The organism is Glutamicibacter sp. PAEs-4, assembly GCF_051161755.1.
In the GTDB taxonomy this organism is placed as follows: Bacteria; Actinomycetota; Actinomycetes; order Actinomycetales; family Micrococcaceae; genus Glutamicibacter; species Glutamicibacter nicotianae.
The window spans coordinates 53,679-71,292 of the sequence record NZ_CP195017.1; the positions used below are offsets into that span (position 1 = coordinate 53,679).

The 17,614-nt window shown below is 64.3% G+C and carries 18 protein-coding genes; 10 read left to right on the plus strand and 8 right to left on the minus strand.

What is annotated here, in order from left to right; translation table 11 throughout:
* Positions 1-74 precede the first annotated feature (74 nt).
* Positions 75-1,523: an amino acid permease gene (locus tag ACR9WD_RS00285; protein ID WP_434922467.1), complete on the plus strand. Its 1,449-nt coding sequence runs from the start codon at positions 75-77 to the stop codon at positions 1,521-1,523.
* Here the strand turns inward: ACR9WD_RS00285 and pgm are convergent.
* Positions 1,520-3,118 (minus strand): phosphoglucomutase (alpha-D-glucose-1,6-bisphosphate-dependent), encoded by a 1,599-nt coding sequence (gene pgm, locus ACR9WD_RS00290; protein WP_434922468.1) that lies wholly within the window; start codon positions 3,116-3,118, stop codon positions 1,520-1,522. The genes ACR9WD_RS00285 and pgm overlap by 4 nt on opposite strands.
* A gap of 55 nt (positions 3,119-3,173) precedes the next feature.
* On the opposite strand from pgm, the gene ACR9WD_RS00295 reads away from it, so the two are divergent.
* The 3 genes from ACR9WD_RS00295 to ACR9WD_RS00305 all read left to right on the plus strand — a co-directional run bounded on the left by ACR9WD_RS00295 (position 3,174) and on the right by ACR9WD_RS00305 (position 4,536).
* The gene (locus tag ACR9WD_RS00295) at positions 3,174-3,503 is read left to right on the plus strand and encodes a DUF4190 domain-containing protein (protein WP_190264366.1); all 330 of its coding nucleotides are present in this window, start codon (positions 3,174-3,176) and stop codon (positions 3,501-3,503) included.
* Positions 3,504-3,567: 64 nt separating this feature from the next.
* Complete coding sequence (locus ACR9WD_RS00300; protein ID WP_423299405.1) at positions 3,568-4,323, plus strand: hypothetical protein; 756 nt, start codon at positions 3,568-3,570, stop codon at positions 4,321-4,323.
* A 3-nt stretch (positions 4,324-4,326) separates the two neighbouring features.
* A complete protein-coding gene (locus ACR9WD_RS00305) occupies positions 4,327-4,536 on the plus strand; it encodes a helix-turn-helix domain-containing protein (protein ID WP_038992680.1) in 210 nt (69 codons plus the stop codon).
* A gap of 68 nt (positions 4,537-4,604) precedes the next feature.
* Here the strand turns inward: ACR9WD_RS00305 and ACR9WD_RS00310 are convergent, their stop codons facing one another.
* Together ACR9WD_RS00310 and ACR9WD_RS00315 are read right to left on the minus strand one after the other, a co-directional pair.
* Positions 4,605-6,062 carry a peptide MFS transporter gene (locus ACR9WD_RS00310; RefSeq protein WP_434922469.1) on the minus strand — a complete coding sequence of 486 codons (1,458 nt, stop codon included), beginning with the start codon at positions 6,060-6,062 and terminating at the stop codon, positions 4,605-4,607.
* A gap of 52 nt (positions 6,063-6,114) precedes the next feature.
* Positions 6,115-7,461 (minus strand): amidase, encoded by a 1,347-nt coding sequence (locus ACR9WD_RS00315; RefSeq protein ID WP_434922470.1) that lies wholly within the window; start codon positions 7,459-7,461, stop codon positions 6,115-6,117.
* A 67-nt stretch (positions 7,462-7,528) separates the two neighbouring features.
* Between ACR9WD_RS00315 and ACR9WD_RS00320 the strand changes: the two genes are divergently transcribed.
* Positions 7,529-7,855 (plus strand): rhodanese-like domain-containing protein, encoded by a 327-nt coding sequence (locus tag ACR9WD_RS00320; RefSeq protein ID WP_038993350.1) that lies wholly within the window; start codon positions 7,529-7,531, stop codon positions 7,853-7,855.
* Positions 7,852-8,775 carry a prephenate dehydratase gene (gene pheA / locus ACR9WD_RS00325; RefSeq protein WP_038992673.1) on the plus strand — a complete coding sequence of 308 codons (924 nt, stop codon included), beginning with the start codon at positions 7,852-7,854 and terminating at the stop codon, positions 8,773-8,775. Before ACR9WD_RS00320 ends, pheA begins: the two co-directional genes overlap by 4 nt.
* Before the next feature lie 59 nt (positions 8,776-8,834).
* Here the strand turns inward: pheA and ACR9WD_RS00330 are convergent, their stop codons facing one another.
* Positions 8,835-9,881 (minus strand): diacylglycerol/lipid kinase family protein, encoded by a 1,047-nt coding sequence (locus ACR9WD_RS00330; protein WP_038992672.1) that lies wholly within the window; start codon positions 9,879-9,881, stop codon positions 8,835-8,837.
* Between the two features lie 38 nt (positions 9,882-9,919).
* Between ACR9WD_RS00330 and serS the strand changes: the two genes are divergently transcribed.
* On the plus strand, positions 9,920-11,197 hold the full coding sequence (serS, locus tag ACR9WD_RS00335) for a serine--tRNA ligase (RefSeq protein WP_149596089.1): 1,278 nt from the start codon (positions 9,920-9,922) through the stop codon (positions 11,195-11,197).
* 124 nt (positions 11,198-11,321) lie between these two features.
* Positions 11,322-12,152 carry an HAD family hydrolase gene (locus ACR9WD_RS00340; RefSeq protein WP_434922471.1) on the plus strand — a complete coding sequence of 277 codons (831 nt, stop codon included), beginning with the start codon at positions 11,322-11,324 and terminating at the stop codon, positions 12,150-12,152.
* Positions 12,153-12,161: 9 nt separating this feature from the next.
* On the opposite strand, the gene ACR9WD_RS00345 is transcribed toward ACR9WD_RS00340, so the two are convergent.
* Complete coding sequence (locus ACR9WD_RS00345; RefSeq protein ID WP_434922472.1) at positions 12,162-12,764, minus strand: hypothetical protein; 603 nt, start codon at positions 12,762-12,764, stop codon at positions 12,162-12,164.
* 56 nt (positions 12,765-12,820) lie between these two features.
* A complete protein-coding gene (locus ACR9WD_RS00350) occupies positions 12,821-13,456 on the minus strand; it encodes a YczE/YyaS/YitT family protein (RefSeq protein ID WP_434922473.1) in 636 nt (211 codons plus the stop codon).
* A 61-nt stretch (positions 13,457-13,517) separates the two neighbouring features.
* Here ACR9WD_RS00350 and ACR9WD_RS00355 point away from each other — a divergent pair, with 61 nt between their 5' ends.
* Positions 13,518-14,918, plus strand: coding sequence for a PLP-dependent aminotransferase family protein (locus tag ACR9WD_RS00355; protein ID WP_434922474.1), 1,401 nt, complete (start codon positions 13,518-13,520; stop codon positions 14,916-14,918).
* Here the strand turns inward: ACR9WD_RS00355 and ACR9WD_RS00360 are convergent.
* Together ACR9WD_RS00360 and ACR9WD_RS00365 are read right to left on the minus strand one after the other, a co-directional pair.
* The gene (locus ACR9WD_RS00360; RefSeq protein WP_434922475.1) at positions 14,915-15,574 is read right to left on the minus strand and encodes a YczE/YyaS/YitT family protein; all 660 of its coding nucleotides are present in this window, start codon (positions 15,572-15,574) and stop codon (positions 14,915-14,917) included. The genes ACR9WD_RS00355 and ACR9WD_RS00360 overlap by 4 nt on opposite strands.
* Before the next feature lie 114 nt (positions 15,575-15,688).
* Positions 15,689-16,303, minus strand: coding sequence for a pyroglutamyl-peptidase I (locus ACR9WD_RS00365; protein ID WP_434922476.1), 615 nt, complete (start codon positions 16,301-16,303; stop codon positions 15,689-15,691).
* 83 nt (positions 16,304-16,386) lie between these two features.
* Between ACR9WD_RS00365 and ACR9WD_RS00370 the strand changes: the two genes are divergently transcribed.
* Complete coding sequence (locus ACR9WD_RS00370) at positions 16,387-17,595, plus strand: DNA recombination protein RmuC (protein ID WP_434922477.1); 1,209 nt, start codon at positions 16,387-16,389, stop codon at positions 17,593-17,595.
* The last annotated feature ends 19 nt before the right edge of the window (positions 17,596-17,614 follow it).

A 17,614-nucleotide genomic window follows, 5' to 3' on the forward strand; every position in this document is an offset into this window, starting at 1 on the left:
TTCATAGCGTTGTGGCTTGTCAGAGTGCTTGGATTGATAGGTTGGAAATTTTCAAGCATCAGGAGATGTAACGCATGACTGAGCCCGCACCGTCCCAAGACGGTCTGAAGCGTGGCCTCAAAGCTCGCCATATGCAGATGATTGCCATTGGCGGCTCGATTGGTACCGGACTTTTCGTCGCTTCCGGCGGCACCATTGCGCAAGCAGGCCCCGGCGGTTCGCTGGTGGCCTATGCGCTGATTGGCCTGATGGTGCTGCTCCTGATGCAGTCACTGGGGGAAATGAGCGCCCGCCTTCCGGTCGCCGGGTCCTTCCAGACCTACGCAACGGTCTTCGTGAACCGCCACTTCGGCTTCGCGATCGGCTGGAACTACTGGTTCAACTGGGCAATCACCGTGGCTGCCGAACTGGTAGCCGCCGGGATCATCATGTCCTATTGGTTCCCGGATACCCCGGGATGGATCTGGGCTGCCGTCTTCCTGGCGCTGCTCACCGGCCTGAACGCGTTGTCCGCCAAGGCGTTTGGCGAGGGCGAATACTGGTTGGCTGCGATCAAGGTCATCACCGTAGTCGTCTTCCTGATCTGCGGTGTCGCGATGATCTTCGGCATCCTGGGCGACTCCACTCCAGGCTTCAGCAACTGGACCGAGGGCGAAGCTCCATTCGTCGGCGGCTGGCTGTCGATCGTCTCGGTGTTCATGATTGCCGGCTTCTCCTTCCAGGGCACGGAGCTGATCGGCGTGGCCGCCGGAGAGGCAGAGAACCCCAAGCGCGACATCCCTCGGGCCATCAAGGCGATCTTCTGGCGGATCATGCTGTTCTACATCGGCGCGATCTTCGTGATTGGCATGCTGATCCCGTACCTGGATCCTTCGCTGCTCTCCTCCGAGGCATCGGATATCACCACCTCGCCATTCACCCTCGTCTTCGAGCGGGCAGGCGTGGCCTTCGCCGCGGCCTTGATGAATGCGGTGATCCTCTCGGCCATCCTCTCGGCGGGCAACTCCGGCCTATATGCCTCTGCGCGCATGCTTTATTCGATGGCGCTGGACGGCAAGGCGCCAAAGATCTTCGCCCGCTTGAACAAGCGCGGCGTGCCCATGCCGGCCATGCTGATGACCGCATCGGTGGGCCTCTTCGGCTTCCTGACCGCGATCATCGGGCAGGGTTCGGCCTATACCTGGCTGCTGAACGTCTCGGGTCTGTCCGGGTTCATCGCGTGGGTGGGCATCGCGGTGTGCCACTACAAGTTCCGCAAGGCATACATTGCCAGCGGACAGGATCTGGCGAAGCTCCCGTACAAGGCGCCGCTGTTCCCGCTGGGTCCGATCCTTGCCTTCGTGATCCTGATCGTGGTGATCGCCGGCCAGAACTACCAGGCCATCCTGGATGGAAACCTGCTGCAGATGGCTTCCAGCTACATCGGCCTGCCGATCTTCCTGCTGCTGTGGCTGGGCCACTGGCTGGCTACCCGCAAGCAGCCAGCCGTGGAAATCGACCCATGGACCGTGAAGCTGAATTAGCCAGCTAGCGCGGCATCGACAATCACCCGGGCCTCTGCCAGCACCTGCTGCAGATGTTCGGGTGATTTCGTCGATTCTGCATAGATCTTGTAGATGTCTTCGGTGCCCGACGGGCGCGCGGCAAACCATGCGTGCTCGCTGGAAACCTTCAGACCGCCAATCGGGAAGCCGGCCGCTTGCGTGGCCTTGGCGGTAATCGGATCCGAAGCCAGCTCGGTGGCGGTGACCATCGAGGGATCCAGCTTGCCCAGGATGGCCTTCTGCTCGCGGTTTGCCGGCGCATCGAAGCGGTCGTAGAAGCTGGGACCATGGCGCTCGACCAGCTCGGCATGCAGCTGGCTGGGGCTCTTGCCAGTTACCGCGCGGATCTCGCTGGCCAGCAGAGCCAGCATCAGGCCGTCCTTGTCGGTGCTGAACGCCTTGCCGGAGAAGTCCAGGAAGCTTGCCCCAGCCGATTCCTCGCCGCAGAAGGCGACCCTCCCCGAAGCCAGCGGCTCAACGAAGTACTTGAAGCCCACCGGAACCTCGCGCAGCACCCGGCCGTGGGAGGCCACCACCTTGTCGATAAGCACCGAGGAGACCAGCGTCTTGCCGATCTGGGCATCGGCGGGCCACTGCGGGCGGTGGGTGAGCAGGTAGTCGATGGCCACGGCCAGGAAGTGGTTCGGGTTCATCAGGCCCGCATCAGGGGTGACAATGCCGTGGCGGTCGGCGTCGGCATCGTTGCCGGTCGCGATGTCGTACTTCTCGCGGTTGGCCACCAGCGAGGCCATGGCATGGGCGGAAGAGCAATCCATGCGGATCTTCCCGTCCTTGTCCAGGGTCATGAAGCCGAAGCGCGGATCCACGGACTCGTTGACCACTTCGAGGTTCAGGTTATAGCGCCGGGCGATCTCGCCCCAGTAGTGCACCGACGCGCCGCCCAGCGGATCTGCGCCAATGGAAATTCCGGAATCCGCGATGGCCTTGAAATCGATCACTTCCGCCAAATCGGTGATGTACAGTTCGCGGAAGTCGAATGGCTGGGCATTGGGCTCGCCGCGCTTGATCTGCCCGCTGGCCAGCAGCTCGTTGGCCCGTGCGGCGATGGGCCCGGTGATTTCGGATTCGGCCGGTCCGCCATGCGGCGGGTTGTACTTGATGCCGCCGTCGGTCGGCGGGTTATGCGAGGGCGTGATGATCAGGCCATCGGCCTGCTCGCCGCCGCTGGCGTTATGCACCAGAATTGCGTGGCTGACCGCTGGAGTGGGAGTCAGCCCGTCATCGGCCAGCACTCTGACGCCGTTGCCTGCCAGCACTTCCAGCGCGGTGCCGTATGCCGGCTCGGAGAGCGCATGGCTGTCCTTGCCCACGTACATTGGCCCAGTGATTCCCGCGCTGTTGCGGTAATCGACCACGGCCTGGGTGATCGCGGCGATATGCGCTTCGTTGAAGGTGCCGTTCAGCGATGTGCCGCGGTGGCCGGAGGTGCCGAAGATGACTGCCTGGTCTGGGTTCGCGCTGGAAGGCACAATTCGGGTGTAGGCGTCGAGCACCGCCTGAAGATCGATCAGGTCGGTTTCCTGCGCCGGCTGGCCGGCTCGTTCGTGTGCCACTGCGTGTGTCTCCTAGGTGGTGCGATGTCCACGGGGTCGTAGACAATGGATAGTGATGAGCTACTACCCATACCCGCAAAACCCCTACCAGCGCCCGCCGGAATCGACCGGGCTGTCGGTGGCGTCGCTGGTGCTCGGCATCCTTTCGATGCTGGGCTTCGCCATAATCATTCTAGTTCCGCTGGCCGGAGTGATCACCGGGCACCTCGGCTACCGGCGTGAACCGAACTCGCGGGCGCTGTCGCTGGCCGGGCTGATCACCTCCTGGATCGCGTTGGTGATCGCGGTATCGCTCTATGCTTTGGTGATCTGGTTGGTCCTCTGGATGCCCGGGGCCATCAATGACTACACGGACTACGCCTACAACGACCTGAATTACTCCTAGGCCAGCGCCCAGGACGGTGCTATATTAACGATAATCGTTATTAACGACTATCGATAGGATCGCCATGTTCGCGGTATTGCCCCTTCTGCTGGTGCTCGTCATTCCCGCGGTAGTCCTCGGGATCCTCTACGTGCTGCGTCGCAAATCTTCAGATATCAGCGCAGTCGTCGCTTTCACCCGGATCGTCGCCTGGGTTGGCGTGGTGCTGATCGGCGGATCCGTGCTCGTCGGTACCGCGGCGGCGATCGTGAACGGTGAATCGACCCTCCAGGTGCCGGTCGAGCCGTACTGGCCTGAATTTCCCGCGGTCAGCGACGTGACGCCGGACCACGGCGACGCCGTACGCAGCGAAATCACCACGGTGACCGTGACCGCTGCAAACCTCGGCGCCGCAACCCGCGGCTTGCTTGCCGCGGGCTCCCTGGTTTCCGGCCTGGCCGTCATCGCGGTGCTGGCGGCGGTCATCGCACTGTGCAGCAAACTGCTGGCCGGCAAGCCGTTCAGCAATTCGCTGCTCCGCTCCGGGCGGCTTGCCGCCTGCGCTCTGGCCCTCGGAACACTCATCGGCCAGACGCTCACCGGCATCGGCGCCTACCGGGCAGGTGAGGAAACGCTGCGGGTGGACGGCTACTCCATGACCGGAGACCAGGTATTCTCCGGCCCGTCCCCGTGGCCGGTTCCCGCTTTCTCCATCAACTACGAATTCGCGCCGCTCTTCATGGCGCTGGCTATCCTGGTGGTGGTTGAGCTGGTTAATGCCGGCATGGTGATGGTGCGTCAGAACGAACAGCTGCGCGCCGAGACCGATGGGCTGGTCTGATCCGTGGAGTTGCGCAATGTGCACTGCAGGCTGACCGAATTGCTGGCCGAGCGCAAGATGACGGTCGTCCAGCTCGGCGAGCTGGTCGATGTCTCGGTGGTGAACCTGTCGGTGCTCAAAAACGACAGGGCCAAGGCCATCCGTTTCAGCACCCTGGTGGCCATCTGCCAGGCCCTGGAGTGCGAGATTGGCGAGTTGCTGGTCCTTCGTTAAGACATTAAAAGGCTGCGGCGCGGATTCCCGAGGGAATCCGCGCCGCAGCAGTGCCGATGTCCGGGGCCTTAGTGGATCGAGCCCATCAGCTTCTTCAAGGCAGGGGTAGCTGCCATCATGGCGATACCCAGGACGACGGCGGTGCCGCCCATGCCGATGAAGTACGGGATCTCATTGCCCTCGGTGTAGTAGGCGGCCAGCACACCCGACAGGGTGGTGCCCAGCGAAACCGAGAGGAAGAACAAGGCGATCATCTGGGTGCCGAAGGCGGCCGGCGCCAGCTTGGTGGCAATTGCCTGGCCCACCGGCGAGAGCAGCAGCTCGGCAAAGGTGCACAGCAGCAGGATGCCGACCAGTGCCAGCAGCGGAGTCTTCACGAAGGATTCCAGCGGGATGAACAGCAGGAAGGCCGCGCCCACAACCACCAGCGACAGTCCGAACTTCATCGAGGTGCGTGGCTGGCGCTTGCCCAGCTTGGTCCACAGGGCGGCGAAGATGCCGGCGAAGATGATGATGAAGACCGGGTTGATCGAGGTGACCCAGCTCGGCGGCATTTCCCAGCTGCCCAGGTGGCGGTCCAGCCGCTGGTCCGAGTAGGCGGCGATGAAGGTGAACTGCTGCTGGAACAGGGCCCAGAAGGCAGCCGAACCGATGTAGAACGGAATGAAGGCCCAGACCTGCTTGCGTTCGGTGGCGTTGACCTTCTTGCTGCGCAGGATCAATGCGAAGTACACGATCGACGCGGCGATCACCACGTAGGCGATGGTGCTTGCCAGATTCTGCGGGGTCACGATCTTGGACGCGAATGCGGCAATGATCAGGACGATCACGGCGACGAAGATGACCACGTAGCGGTTGCGCTCGGCGGCAGGCAAAGGGTTGCTCGGGATGCGCCCGGATTCCGGCAGCTTCTTGCGGCCCATGGCGTAGATCGCCAGTCCTATGGCCATGCCGACAGCTGCGGCCGCGAAGCCGATGTGGAAACCGTACTTGACCTGCAGCCAGCCGGTGAGCAGCGGGCCGAGCAGGCCGCCGATGTTCACGCCCATGTAGAACAGGGAGAAGCCTGCATCGATGCGCGGATCATCCTTGGAGTACAGGGATCCGACCAGGGCTACGGCGTTGGCCTTCAGGCCGCCGGAGCCGATGGCAACGAGGACCAGTCCGACGATTAGGCCCACATAGCCGGGCAACAGGGCCAGGCCGATGTGGCCGAGCATGATCGCGATGGCCGAGAAGAACAGGACGCGTTCCGAGCCGAACAGGCGGTCGGAGAGCCAGGCGCCCAGGATGGTGGACAGGTATACGGCGCCGCCGTAGGCGCCGACCAGCGACAGGGCCAGGCCCTGGTCCATGCCCAAGCCGCCGTCGGTGACCGAGTAGTACATGTAGTAGGCCAGCAAGCCCTGCATGCCGTAGAAGGAGAATCGCTCCCACATTTCGACGCTGAACAGGCTTGCGAGCGCACCGGGATGACCGAAGAAGGTCTTTCCGGAAGATTTGGTGCTCGTTGTTGCAGTAGACATACGTAACATTTTTCGCTTTTGCCTACGCGAGTACCTACTTATATGGGAAAGCTCACAACTGCATCTGAGTGGCCAGCGCGAGCAGCAGGCCTTCGTCGGAACGCGGGGAAATCAGCTGAATACTCATGGGTAACCCCTCATTGGAGTGGCCCACCGGAACGGTGATGGCAGCTACCGAGGCGACGTTCACCATGGACGTGTAGGGGGTGTATTGGCACTGCAACATATAATCCACATCTGCCGTGGATTGTGTATAGTGCCCGATCTTCGGCGGGATTGACGCCATGGCTGGGGTAGCCACCACATCGAAGGCGGACCACTGGCGCACGAAGTCCGCCGCTATCTGCTTCAACCGCGAACCGGCCTGCAGGCTCTGCTCCAGGGAGCGCTCGGCGGCGCGCCGGCGGAAGTCCCTGGCCAGTTCGCCCAGCAGCGAATCATCTAAGACCGGAACGGACTTCAGTCCGTTGGTCCACACCGCCGCGAAGGTTTCCGGATAGTCGGTGGCATAGTGCAGATTCGCCGGCTGGACGCGATGGCGTTCGCCAAGGCGTTCGAGCCCCTGGGCGAATGCCGCCCGGGCTTCCTGCGACAGCTCAATCTCGTAGACGGGTTCAAAAGGAGACTGGGTACTGTACCCGATTTTCAGGCCATCCAGGCGCTCGGGGTAGCTGCCCTGCAGCAACGGCAGGTAGTGGTCCTTGCCGCGCATGGCGTCCAGCAGCAAAGCCGCATCTAGGGCATCATGGGCCAGCGGTCCGCTGACGGCTAATTTCGGCGCACCCATGGGGTCGGTGTAGCCATCGAGGATGTCGCTGGGGATGCGCCCCAAGGAAGGCTTCAGCCCCACCAGTCCGCAGGCCGCCGCCGGGATGCGGACCGAGCCGCCGCCATCGGAGCCCGGGCCCAGCGGAATCATGCCGGCGGCAATTGCCGCGGCCTGCCCGCCGGAGGAGCCGCCCGAAGTGCGCGTTGGATCGAAGGGATTGCGCGAAGGGGGAGCGATGAGGTTCTCGGAATAGCTGCTCAGCCCGAACTCCGGGACCTGGGTCTTGCCCAGGATCACCACGCCCTCGGTGCGAAGCCTGGCCACCAAGGAGTGGTCGCGTCCGGCCACCGCCGCTGGCATGGCCGCGGTGCCGTAGGTGGTAGGCATCCCCGCCACATCGTTCAGGTCCTTGAACGCGGTGGGAAGACCGTGCAACCGGCCAATCTCCCCGCGGGCATGCGCCTCGTCGGCCGCTGCCGCGGCCTCCATCGCATTCTCCGCCACGTGGACGAAAGCACCGAGGTCCGCCTGCTCTTCGATGCGCTTGAGGTAGTGCTCGGTCACCTCGCGGCTTGAACGCTCGCCGCGGGCCAGCTCGTCTCGCAATTTCAGGGCGCTTGAGGGAAACATGTCGGCTTTCGACGCAGGAAATGACTAGTCTTATAAGCAAACACCCTATGTGAGAGGAATGCTAGCCGTGAGCGATTTTGAGACTGTCCAGGTCAATGATGTCCCGAAGGACGCCTTCATCCTCGATGTGCGCGAAGACTTCGAATGGGAAGCCGGCCGTGCCGCCGGAGCCACCCATATTCCCCTGGGCACCCTGCCGGAGAAGGTATCGGAGCTTGACCCGGATGTAGACACCTACGTCATCTGCCGTACCGGCGGCCGTTCGGCCCAGGCCGCCTCGTGGCTCACCGCCATGGGCTACACCGCCTTCAATGTTGCCGGCGGCTCGGATGCGTGGATCGAAGCGGGCTTGCCAATGGAAGCGGACAACGGCCAGGAGCCAACCGTACGATGAACTATGCCTATCTGGGACCTGCGGGCACCTTCACCGAGTCGGCCCTCCTGCAGGTTCCCGGGGCTGCCGATGCGCAGCGGATTCCCGCCTCCAACGTCAACGTGGCGCTGTCCATGGTGCGCGAAGGTGCCGCCGATGCGGCGATGGTGCCGATCGAGAACTCGGTAGAAGGCGGCGTTTCGGCCACCCTGGACGCGATTGCCCAGGGCGAATCGCTGCAGATTGTCTCCGAGATCCTGGTTCCGATCACCTTCGTGCTGGCGGTGCGCCCCGGCATCGACTCGCTGGAGCAGATCAAGCAGATCTCCACCCATGGGCATGCCTGGGCACAGTGCCGCTTATGGGCCGAAGCAAATATTCCCGGTGCCGCATTCACTCCGGCCTCCTCCACAGCCGCCGGCGCCCTGGCCCTCGAAGAGGCGGATCCTCCGCATGATGCGGCGATCTGCTCTCCGCTGGTGGCCCAGGAACGCGGCTTGAAGGTGCTGGTGAGCGGCGTCGAGGACAACGTCGGAGCGGTCACCCGCTTCATCCTGGTTACCCGCCCGGGAAGGATTCCGCAGCCGACCGGTGTGGACAAGTCAACGCTGATCCTGCCGCTTCCAGAAGACCGTCCCGGTGCGCTGATGGAACTCCTGGAGCAATTCACCGCACGCGGCGTGAACCTGTCGCGCATTGAATCCCGGCCTACCGGCAAGAGCCTGGGGGAGTACTTCTTCTCCGTGGATATCGAAGGCCATGTGGCCGAGGAACGCGTTGCCGCCGCGCTGTCGGGGCTGCACCGGCTGTCCCCGAAGCTCCGCTTCCTCGGTTCCTACCCGGCGGCTCAAGGCCTGGAAGCATCCGTGGACACGCACAATTCCGACGCGGCCTTCAGCGAGGCCCGCGCCTGGGTGCAGTCGCTGCGCGACCGGGTCTAGGCACAGTGATCCCCCGGCCGTTCCTCCTGGAGGGGAAACGGCCGGGGGATCAGCAGCAGTTATGGGGCGCGCAGGCGCAGTGCGCTCGGGTTCACGGACACCTGCAGTTCATTGACCTGGCCGGTGGGGTCCCCATCGATCTGGGTATTCATCGGCTCATCGCAGCGCAGCGACACGCCAGTGGTCTGGTAGAAGCTCATGACCGGGATCTTGTTCTTGGCGCGGAATGCGGTCTTCAGCAGGATCCACGTCCAGCCCGCGGCCGAGCGGGGCGAGAGCACCACGGCATCCAGCACGCCGTCGTCGATCTTGGCGTCCGGCACGAAATCCAGACCCTGCAGCTTGCCGCAATTGGCGAACAGCACCGAACGGACCTTGCGGGTCTGCCAGCTCTCGTCCTCCGAGAGCTTGAAGCTGACCTTCTTGCGCCGGCCCGGCAGCTGGCGCAGCCCGGCTTCCGAATAGGCAAGCCAGCCAACCTTGGATTTCAGCTCTTCATTGGTGTCGTCGAACAGGTCTGCGTCGGTGCCCACGCCGGCGATGACCAGGAACGCATGGTCTGCCTCGTTGCCGTCCAGCAGCTGCAGCTTCATATGCCCGACGTCGATCCGGCGAACCATTCCGCGTACCGCGACCAGCGCCGCGGTATGCAGGTCATCCACGGGGATGTCCACGTTGCGGGCCAGCAGGTTTCCGGTGCCCAGCGGCAGGATCCCCAGGGACGCGTCGGTGCCTTCGAGCACTTCTGCGACGGCGCGGATGGTTCCGTCGCCGCCGGCGGCAATAATTGTGTCGCATTGCGCATCGAGTGCTTCCCGGGCTGCGTCCTGGCCGGGATTCTCCTTGGTGGTTTCAAGGACCAGGGGCGCTTCCAGTCCTGCCTCGGCGCAGACACGGGCCACCGCTTCCCTCGCTTCGCCAGCACCTGACTTGGAAGGATTGATCACCAGAGCCACCTTTGCGGCGACCGACTGGGCGGCCGCTTCGGGCTGCTTGGCCAATGGCTTGCTGTAGTTCGAAAGCTTGCGCACCGAATACCAACTGGTCGCCGCGGCGGCAGCTGCAGCAACCACGGCAGAGAAAACGATCACACGATTTGTCTGCATAATGCTCTCATCGTACTCATGATTGCTACCCTTAACATGTGATCGACCTGAAAATGCTCACCGAAAATCCGGATTTGTACCGTGCCTCGCAACGCGCGCGCGGTGCCGACGAGTCGTTAATCGACCAGCTGCTGGCGGCTGACACGGCACGTCGTGAAACCATCGCCACCTACGAGCGCCTGCGTGCCGAGCAGAATGCGTTCTCCAAGAAGGTCGGCAAGGCCAAGGGCGACGAGCGCGCCGCCCTGCTTGCCGAGGTCAAGGAGCTCGCCGCCGCGGTCAAGTCTGCCCAGGCCGAGTCCGATACGGCCGCCGCCAAGTGCACCGCCCTGCAGCGTTCCATCCCCAACCTGATCATCGACGGCATCCCCGCCGGCGGCGAAGACGACTTCACCGTCGTCAAGCACGTGGGCACCATCCGCGACTTCAAGGCCGAGGGCTTCGAGCCGCTGGACCACCTGCAGATCGCCGAGAAGCTGGACGCCATCGACATGGAGCGCGGCGCCAAGGTATCCGGCTCCCGCTTCTACTTCCTCAAGGGCATCGGTGCCCGCCTGGAAATCGCGATGATGAACATGGCCCTGGATGTGGCCATGGACCACGGCTTCATTCCGATGATCACCCCGACCCTGGTCCGCCCGGAAACCATGCAGGGCACCGGCTTCGACGTCGAGCACGACGACGAGATCTACAAGCTCGAGCGCGACAACATGTACCTGGTCGGCACCTCCGAGGTAGCCCTGGCCGGCTACCACGCGGACGAGATCATGGACCTGTCCGACGGCCCGATCCGCTACGCCGGCTGGTCCTCCTGCTACCGCCGCGAGGCCGGTTCGGCGGGCAAGGACACCCGCGGCATCATCCGCGTGCACCAGTTCAACAAGCTGGAGATGTTCGTCTACGCCAGCGTCGAGGACGCCGAGGCGGAACACGAGAAGCTGCTGGCCATGGAAGAGGACATGCTCGGCCGCATGGAGCTGGCCTACCGCGTCATCGACACCGCCGCGGGAGATCTGGGCATGAGCGCCGCGCGCAAGTTCGACTGCGAAGCCTGGGTTCCGACCCAGGGCACCTTCCGCGAGCTGACCTCGACCTCGAACTGCACCACCTTCCAGGCCCGCCGCCTGAACATCCGCGAACGCGAGATCGTCGACGGCAAGGCAGGCAAGACCCGTTCGGTGGCAACCCTGAACGGCACCCTGGCCACGACCCGCTGGATTGTCGCGATCCTGGAAAACCACCAGAACCCTGATGGTTCGGTCAACGTGCCGAAGGCCTTGCAGCCGTACCTCGGCGGACTCGAAGTGCTCAAGTAGGCAATGCCGAGCAGGTGCCGGCCTCCCCTCGCGGGGCGGCCGGCACCTGCGTTTAACCGGTTGTTCACCTGGTGCTGTGCCTTGGGTCATCGCCAAATACCTGCGCTGATGGTTAACTTGAGCCATGACTGTTATGACTAAGCTCGGCAACGACGACCGGCTGACCAAGCAAAAATTGATGATTTGCCTTGACGTGGACGGCACCATCGTCAACCACCAGGGCGAAATGAGCCAGCGCGTGCGCGACGCCGCGCGGGCAGTCGTGGCCCAGGGCCACGAAGTGATCATCTCCACCGGCCGCTCCCTGGGTGCGGCCCTGCCCATCATGGAAGAACTGGGCATCGACCACGGCTACGTCGTGGTCAGCAATGGCGGGGTGCTCGCGAAGGTGTCAAAGGACGGCGTCGAGATCCTGCACCGCGAGATCTTCGACCCCTCGACAGCGCTCACCGCGCTGCGCGAACAGCTTCCCAACGCCAAGTACGCCCTGGAAAACGAACGCGGCGAATTCCTTTCCAGCGAGACCTTCGGCGACATGAGCTTCGGCGCCGAGAGCAAGGTGGTGGATTTCGTCGAGCTGGTGAACAGCAAGGCAGTGCGCGTGGTGGTCTTCTCCACCGACAACACCGCAGAGGAATTCGGGCATGCAGTGCAGAGCCTGGGGCTCTCCGGGGTGACCTACTCGGTGGGCTGGACCGCCTGGCTGGATATTGCAGCCGACGGCACCACCAAGGCCAGCGGGCTGGAGCGCTTGCGCGCCGTCTTGGATTTCCACGCCGATGACACGCTGGCCGTCGGCGACGGGCGCAATGACATCGAGATGCTCCAGTGGGCCGGCCACGGCGTGGCCATGGGCCAGGCCCCGGATGAGGTCAAGGACGCCGCGGACGAGGTCACCGAACACGTTGACGCCGATGGCCTGGCCATCGTCCTGGAAGGACTGCTCGGCGAATAGCCGCAGCTGCTACAGCTGGTCGGTGTACTCCAGCAGGCGGGCGATCGCCGCCCGCGCACCCAGCTCGTCGTTGTAGCCCGTGCGCACGATCGCGGCGGAGACCGCCTGCGGGGTGATCCCCAGGATCTCGGCGACGGCTTTCTGCTGCCCGCGCACCCCGGGGGTGAGCAGGTCGACAACCGCCCATTCGGCCTCGGTGCGGGTGCGGATCCAATGCCCGAGCATGCGCAGCAGGCCTTCGAGCTCGCCGTCCATCTCGTCGTTGCCCGAGGACACGCAGATCGGGACCCTTTCGCCACGGTGGCTGGCGGCTTCCAGGGCGCCGAGCGCGCGCCGCACCGCCTTGCCTTCGACCAGGTCGGCCTCCACGGGCACCGGCTCATACAGGCTGCCGATGCCCAGCCCGATATTGCAGAAGTTCAGCCGTGCCGCGCGCAGCAGCGCGTCCACTGCAGCCTCGGGGCCATCAGGCACCCCGAGCAGCAGCTGGCCGCTGAGCGCGGTGAACGGCGCGTGCGAGCCGACCTGCTCCAGCTGGTGCCACAGCTGCTCGCTGGCGGCGGCAACATCGGTGACCGAGCGGGGCCGGGGGCTGAGCGCAACGACAAACATGATTCAAGTATTGCGTGTGCAACCTGGTTTGTCTCGCACTGCACGGCACCTCGCGGCTAACTGCGCTGCCTAAGCCTGATGCTGGTCCGCCGGATGAACAGCTGCGTCGCGGGGCCGATGAGCAGGGCATAGGCCACGGTGCCGATGCCTACCGGTCCGCCCAGCAGCCAGCCAATGGCCAGCACCGAGAGCTCCAGGGCTGTGCGGACCAGCCGGATGGAAACGCCCGTGTGCCGATGCAAGCCGGTCATCAGCCCGTCGCGAGGGCCAGCTCCGAAGTGGCTGCCGATGTACAGCGCCCCGCCCAGCCCGTTGACCAGGATCGCGACGGCGACCACCAGCAGCTGCAGGCCCAGGCCGTGGACTTCCGGCAGGATGCGCAGGAAGAAGTCCAGCGCCAGGCCCAGATAGAGCGTATTGGCGATGGTGCCCAGTCCCGGCCATTGCTTGAGCGGAATCCACGCCAGCAATACCAGGGCGCCGGTGAAGATGACGATGGTGCCCAGCGAGAGCGGCACGTGGTTCGCGATGCCTAGATGCAAGACATCCCAAGGGTCGACGCCCAGCTGCGCACGGATCAGCATTGCCATGGCCAGCGCGTAGAGCGTCAGGCCAAGGAAGAGGGTAGTGAAGCGCAGGGGCAGCCGCCCGGCGGAAAGCTGCTGGCGCGGGGACAGGTTCGTGATGGTCATGGAAGCAATGCTCCGGTAAATTGGACTTGGAAAAAATAGCCAATTTTGAATGGGTGGATTCATGGGACGCGTCACAGCCACGGCGCTTGCCGGCATGCTCGGTGCAATTGATGCTTCAATGCCGGCCTACCGCTGGCTCTACCTGGCCTTGCGCGCGCTGATAGCCAACGGCCGGATCCTGCACGGCACGGCGCTGCCCAGCGAACGCGACGCCGTGGCCGCCCTCGGGCTGAGCCGCACCACCGTATCGCGCGCGTACTCCGAGCTGCGCGATGCTGGATATGCCAGTGCCCGCCGCGGATCGGGGACCGTCGCCCAGCTGCCTGGAGGTCCGGTCTCCGGAGGCGCGGAGCCGTTGCCGCTGGGCGGGTTCGGGCCGCTGCCTGGAAGTCATGCAGTCGACCTGACATGCGCGGCTCCCACCGCTCCTGCGGGGATGATCGCCGGGTTCGAGGCTGCCCTGGAGCAGCTTCCGCGCTACGCGGCGGGCATGGGCTACTACCCGCTGGGCATTGAGCCATTGCGCGCCGCCCTGGCCGAGCACTACACCCGCAAGGGCCTGCCGACCAGTCCGGAACAAATCATCGTCACCTCAGGTGCGCTCTCCTCGGTAGCCGCCGCCGGGCGCGCGGTGCTGGGCCGCGGGCAGACGGTGCTGGCAGAATCTCCCACCTATCCGAATTCGTTGCTGGCGCTCAAGGCCCACGGGGCGCGCACCGCCGCCGTGCCGATCGGCCCAGAAGGATCGGATCTTGAGCAGATCGCCGAAGCGCTGCAGGCGATCTCGCCCGCGGCGATGCTGTGCCTGCCGGATTTCCACAATCCGGTAGGCACGCTGCTCGATGATGCCGGACGCGAACGCTGGGCTGCGTATCTGGACCGCGCCGGAACCGTGGGGATTGTCGATGAGACCTGCGCCGAGCTATGGCTCGATGAGCGGCCCGAGGTCCTGCCGATGGCCGCATTTTCCAGGAACCTGATCAGCGTGGGCAGTGCCAGCAAGTCGCATTGGGGAGGCCTGCGCCTTGGCTGGATCCGCTCTCCGCGCCATATGGCTGGGGCGCTGGCCCGCTCCAGGATGAGCATGGACTTGGGTGCTCCGGTGCTGGAACAGCTGGTGCTGGCCAATGCGCTCGCCTCGCAACCGGCCCTGTCCGTGGCGACCCGCAATGGCCTGCGGGAAAACCGGGACTGGCTGATCGGCGAACTGGGCAAGCTGCTGCCCGATTGGGAACCCAACCGTCCCGCTGGTGGCCTGAGCCTGTGGTGCCATCTGCCGCAGCCGCGTTCCAGCGCGCTGGCCCGCCGGCTAAAGGGCGTGCTGCTGGCTCCCGGGTCGACCTTTGCCGTCGAGGGGCACGGGCTGGAGCACTATATGCGCCTGCCCTTCGCCCAGGACCGTGCGCAGCTTCAGCAGGCTGTGCCGGTCATTGCCGCGGCCTGGCGGCAGGTGGCAGCCTAGGCAGGGGTGTGGTTGGGCTCGACCTGCTGGGCTGGCAGCGTCACGATTGCGTACTTGAAGAAGAACTGCGTCGCCGGGCCAATCAGCAGTGCATAGGCCACCGTGCCCACGCCCACCGGTCCGCCGAGCAGCCAGCCGATCCCGAGCACGCACACCTCGATGCTGGTGCGCAGCAGGCGGATTGATTTGCCGGTCCGCAGATGCAGCCCGGTCATCAGCCCATCGCGTGGTCCGGGGCCGAAATGGCAGCCGATGTACAGTGCGCCGCCCAGGCCATTGATGGCAATGGCGCCAACCAGGGTCAGGATCTGCCAGGCCAGGCCTTGGACGTCGGGGATGAGCCAGAGGAAGAAATCCAGGCCGAGCCCGATGAGCAGCACGTTGGCAATGGTGCCCAGTCCGGGCCATTGCTTCAGCGGGATCCAAGCCAGCAGCACCACCACGCCGACGATGATCACGATGGTTCCCAGCGACAGCGGAATGTGGTTGGCCAGGCCCAGATGCAGCACATCCCATGGGTCCACGCCGAGCTGGGCACGGATCAGCAGCGCCATGGCCAGCGCAAAAAGCATCAGGCCGATGAACAGATTTGCCAGGCGCAGCGGGAGCTTCCCGGCGCGCAACTGATCGAGCGGGGTGAGATTGTGCAGGGTCATGATGATTCAAGGCTAGCCTCGCGCCGAACCGCCACGGTAATCCGCAGGTATCAGTTGGTCATATTCCCGGTGCCAGTTAACGAAGGGCAAAGCGTCGTTGAAAAGTGGGCCAACTCAGCCCAGTGCACCCAGTATCGCGATGCCCAGCGCCTGTGGCAGCTCGCTCAGGCCTGAGCGCTGCTGCTGGATAGCCGTTGCATCGGTTTCAGCACCTACCGTGGCCCGGATGCCTGGCGGGCGCAGTGCAGGAACATGGATGAACAATGACGGGACCGGTTGGGAATAGGCCATATACGCAACGTGATTGCAGACGAAACGCCCGGCGTCCTCGGACACGCTGGCCTCAAGGCCGGCGGCCAGCAGGGCCTGGGCGGCCGCCGTTGGATTGATGCTCGCCTCCACGCGCGTCGGGGCGTTCTCCCTGATCGCTGTTGAGCGAGGCTGCTCTCCATCATTGTCTGGAATGCGCGCATGATCCTCGTTGACCGCCCAGCGCTCCGGAGTAATCGCGGCTCGGCCCCCGGCCTCGCCAACGCAAATCAACGCATCGGGCTGATGCTCGGCCAGCAACGAGGCAAGGACCTGCCCGGAGGCCGCGAAGGACACCGGTAGGATCGCGGTGGTCACCTCGTGCTCGCCAAGTCGAGCTGGCAGCTGGCGGACCGCCTCGCCGCTGGCATTGAATGCGTCATTGCCGAAGGGCTCGAAACCGGTGACCAGAATGTGCATGAACCCATTATGTCCCCAAACTGTCGGTGTCCGCTGATAGGACTGGGGTAATGGTTCGCTCGACAGATCTTGGCTAGGTGCTCATGATAATCGTGGTTTTTGTACTCGTCATCCTCAATATTCTTGCAACGGCATGTGTTGCTCTGCTGCTGATTCGCAGGACTTCGGGCTCCGAAGGCACCCAGGTCCAGGACGCGGTGCGTGCTGGAAATGCGGAGCTGAGGCAGGAACTGGGAACCCAGCGCACCGAACTGCGCCAGGGCATGGGCGAGGTGCGCACCGAGCTCGACGCCAAGCTGACCGCGATGGCCGAAGCCAATGCGAACCGCCATCTGCAGGTCCAAGTGCTGCTACAGCAGGAAATGGAAAAGCTGCGCGCCGGCAATGAAGCCAAGCTCGAGAAGATGCGCGAAACGGTAGACGAGAAGCTGCAGGGAACCCTGGAGAAGCGGCTCGGGGATTCCTTCGAACTGGTCAGCAAGCGGCTGGAAATGGTCCAGAAGGGCCTGGGTGAAATGCAGTCCCTGGCCCAGGATGTCGGCGGGCTCAAACGCGTGCTTACCAACGTGAAGAGCCGCGGGTCCTGGGGAGAAGTGCAGCTGGCCCGACAGCTGGAAGACATCCTCACCGCAGAGCAGTACGAGCAGAACGTGGCGGTGGTCCCTGGCAGCCGCGAGGTTGTCGAGTTCGCGGTGATCCTTCCCGGCCGGGACGCCGGAACGATCTACCTGCCGATCGACTCCAAGCTGCCTCAGGAAGACTACGAGCGCCTGCTCGATGCCCAGGAGCACGGAGACAAGGCGGCCATCGCCGCGGCCGGCAAGGCGCTGGACCGGGCAATCCTCGATCAGGCCAAGCTGATCTCCAGCAAGTACATCGCCCCGCCGTACAGCACCGACTTCGCCATCATGTACCTGCCCACCGAAGGCCTGTTCGCCGAGGTGGTGCGCAGCCCGGGGCTGGCCAGCAAGCTGCAGACCGAGCACCGGGTGCTGGTCACCGGGCCGACCACCCTGATGAGCCTGCTGAACTCGCTGCAAATGGGCTTCCGCACCCTGGCCATCGAGAAGCGCAGCAGCGAAGTGTGGCAGGTGCTCTCGGCAGCCAAGGAAGAATTCCGCAAGTACGGAGATGTTTGGGACAAGCTGGGCAAGCAGCTGGCCACGGCGCAGAACACGGTGCGCGATGCCGGGACCCGGACCCGGGCGGTGGAGCGCAAGCTCAAGGACGTGCAGACCCTGGAAGTTGCCGCGCAGGACGACGTGCTCAGCTCGCTGCTGCCCGAGGCATAAGGCCACCCGGAAAAAGCAA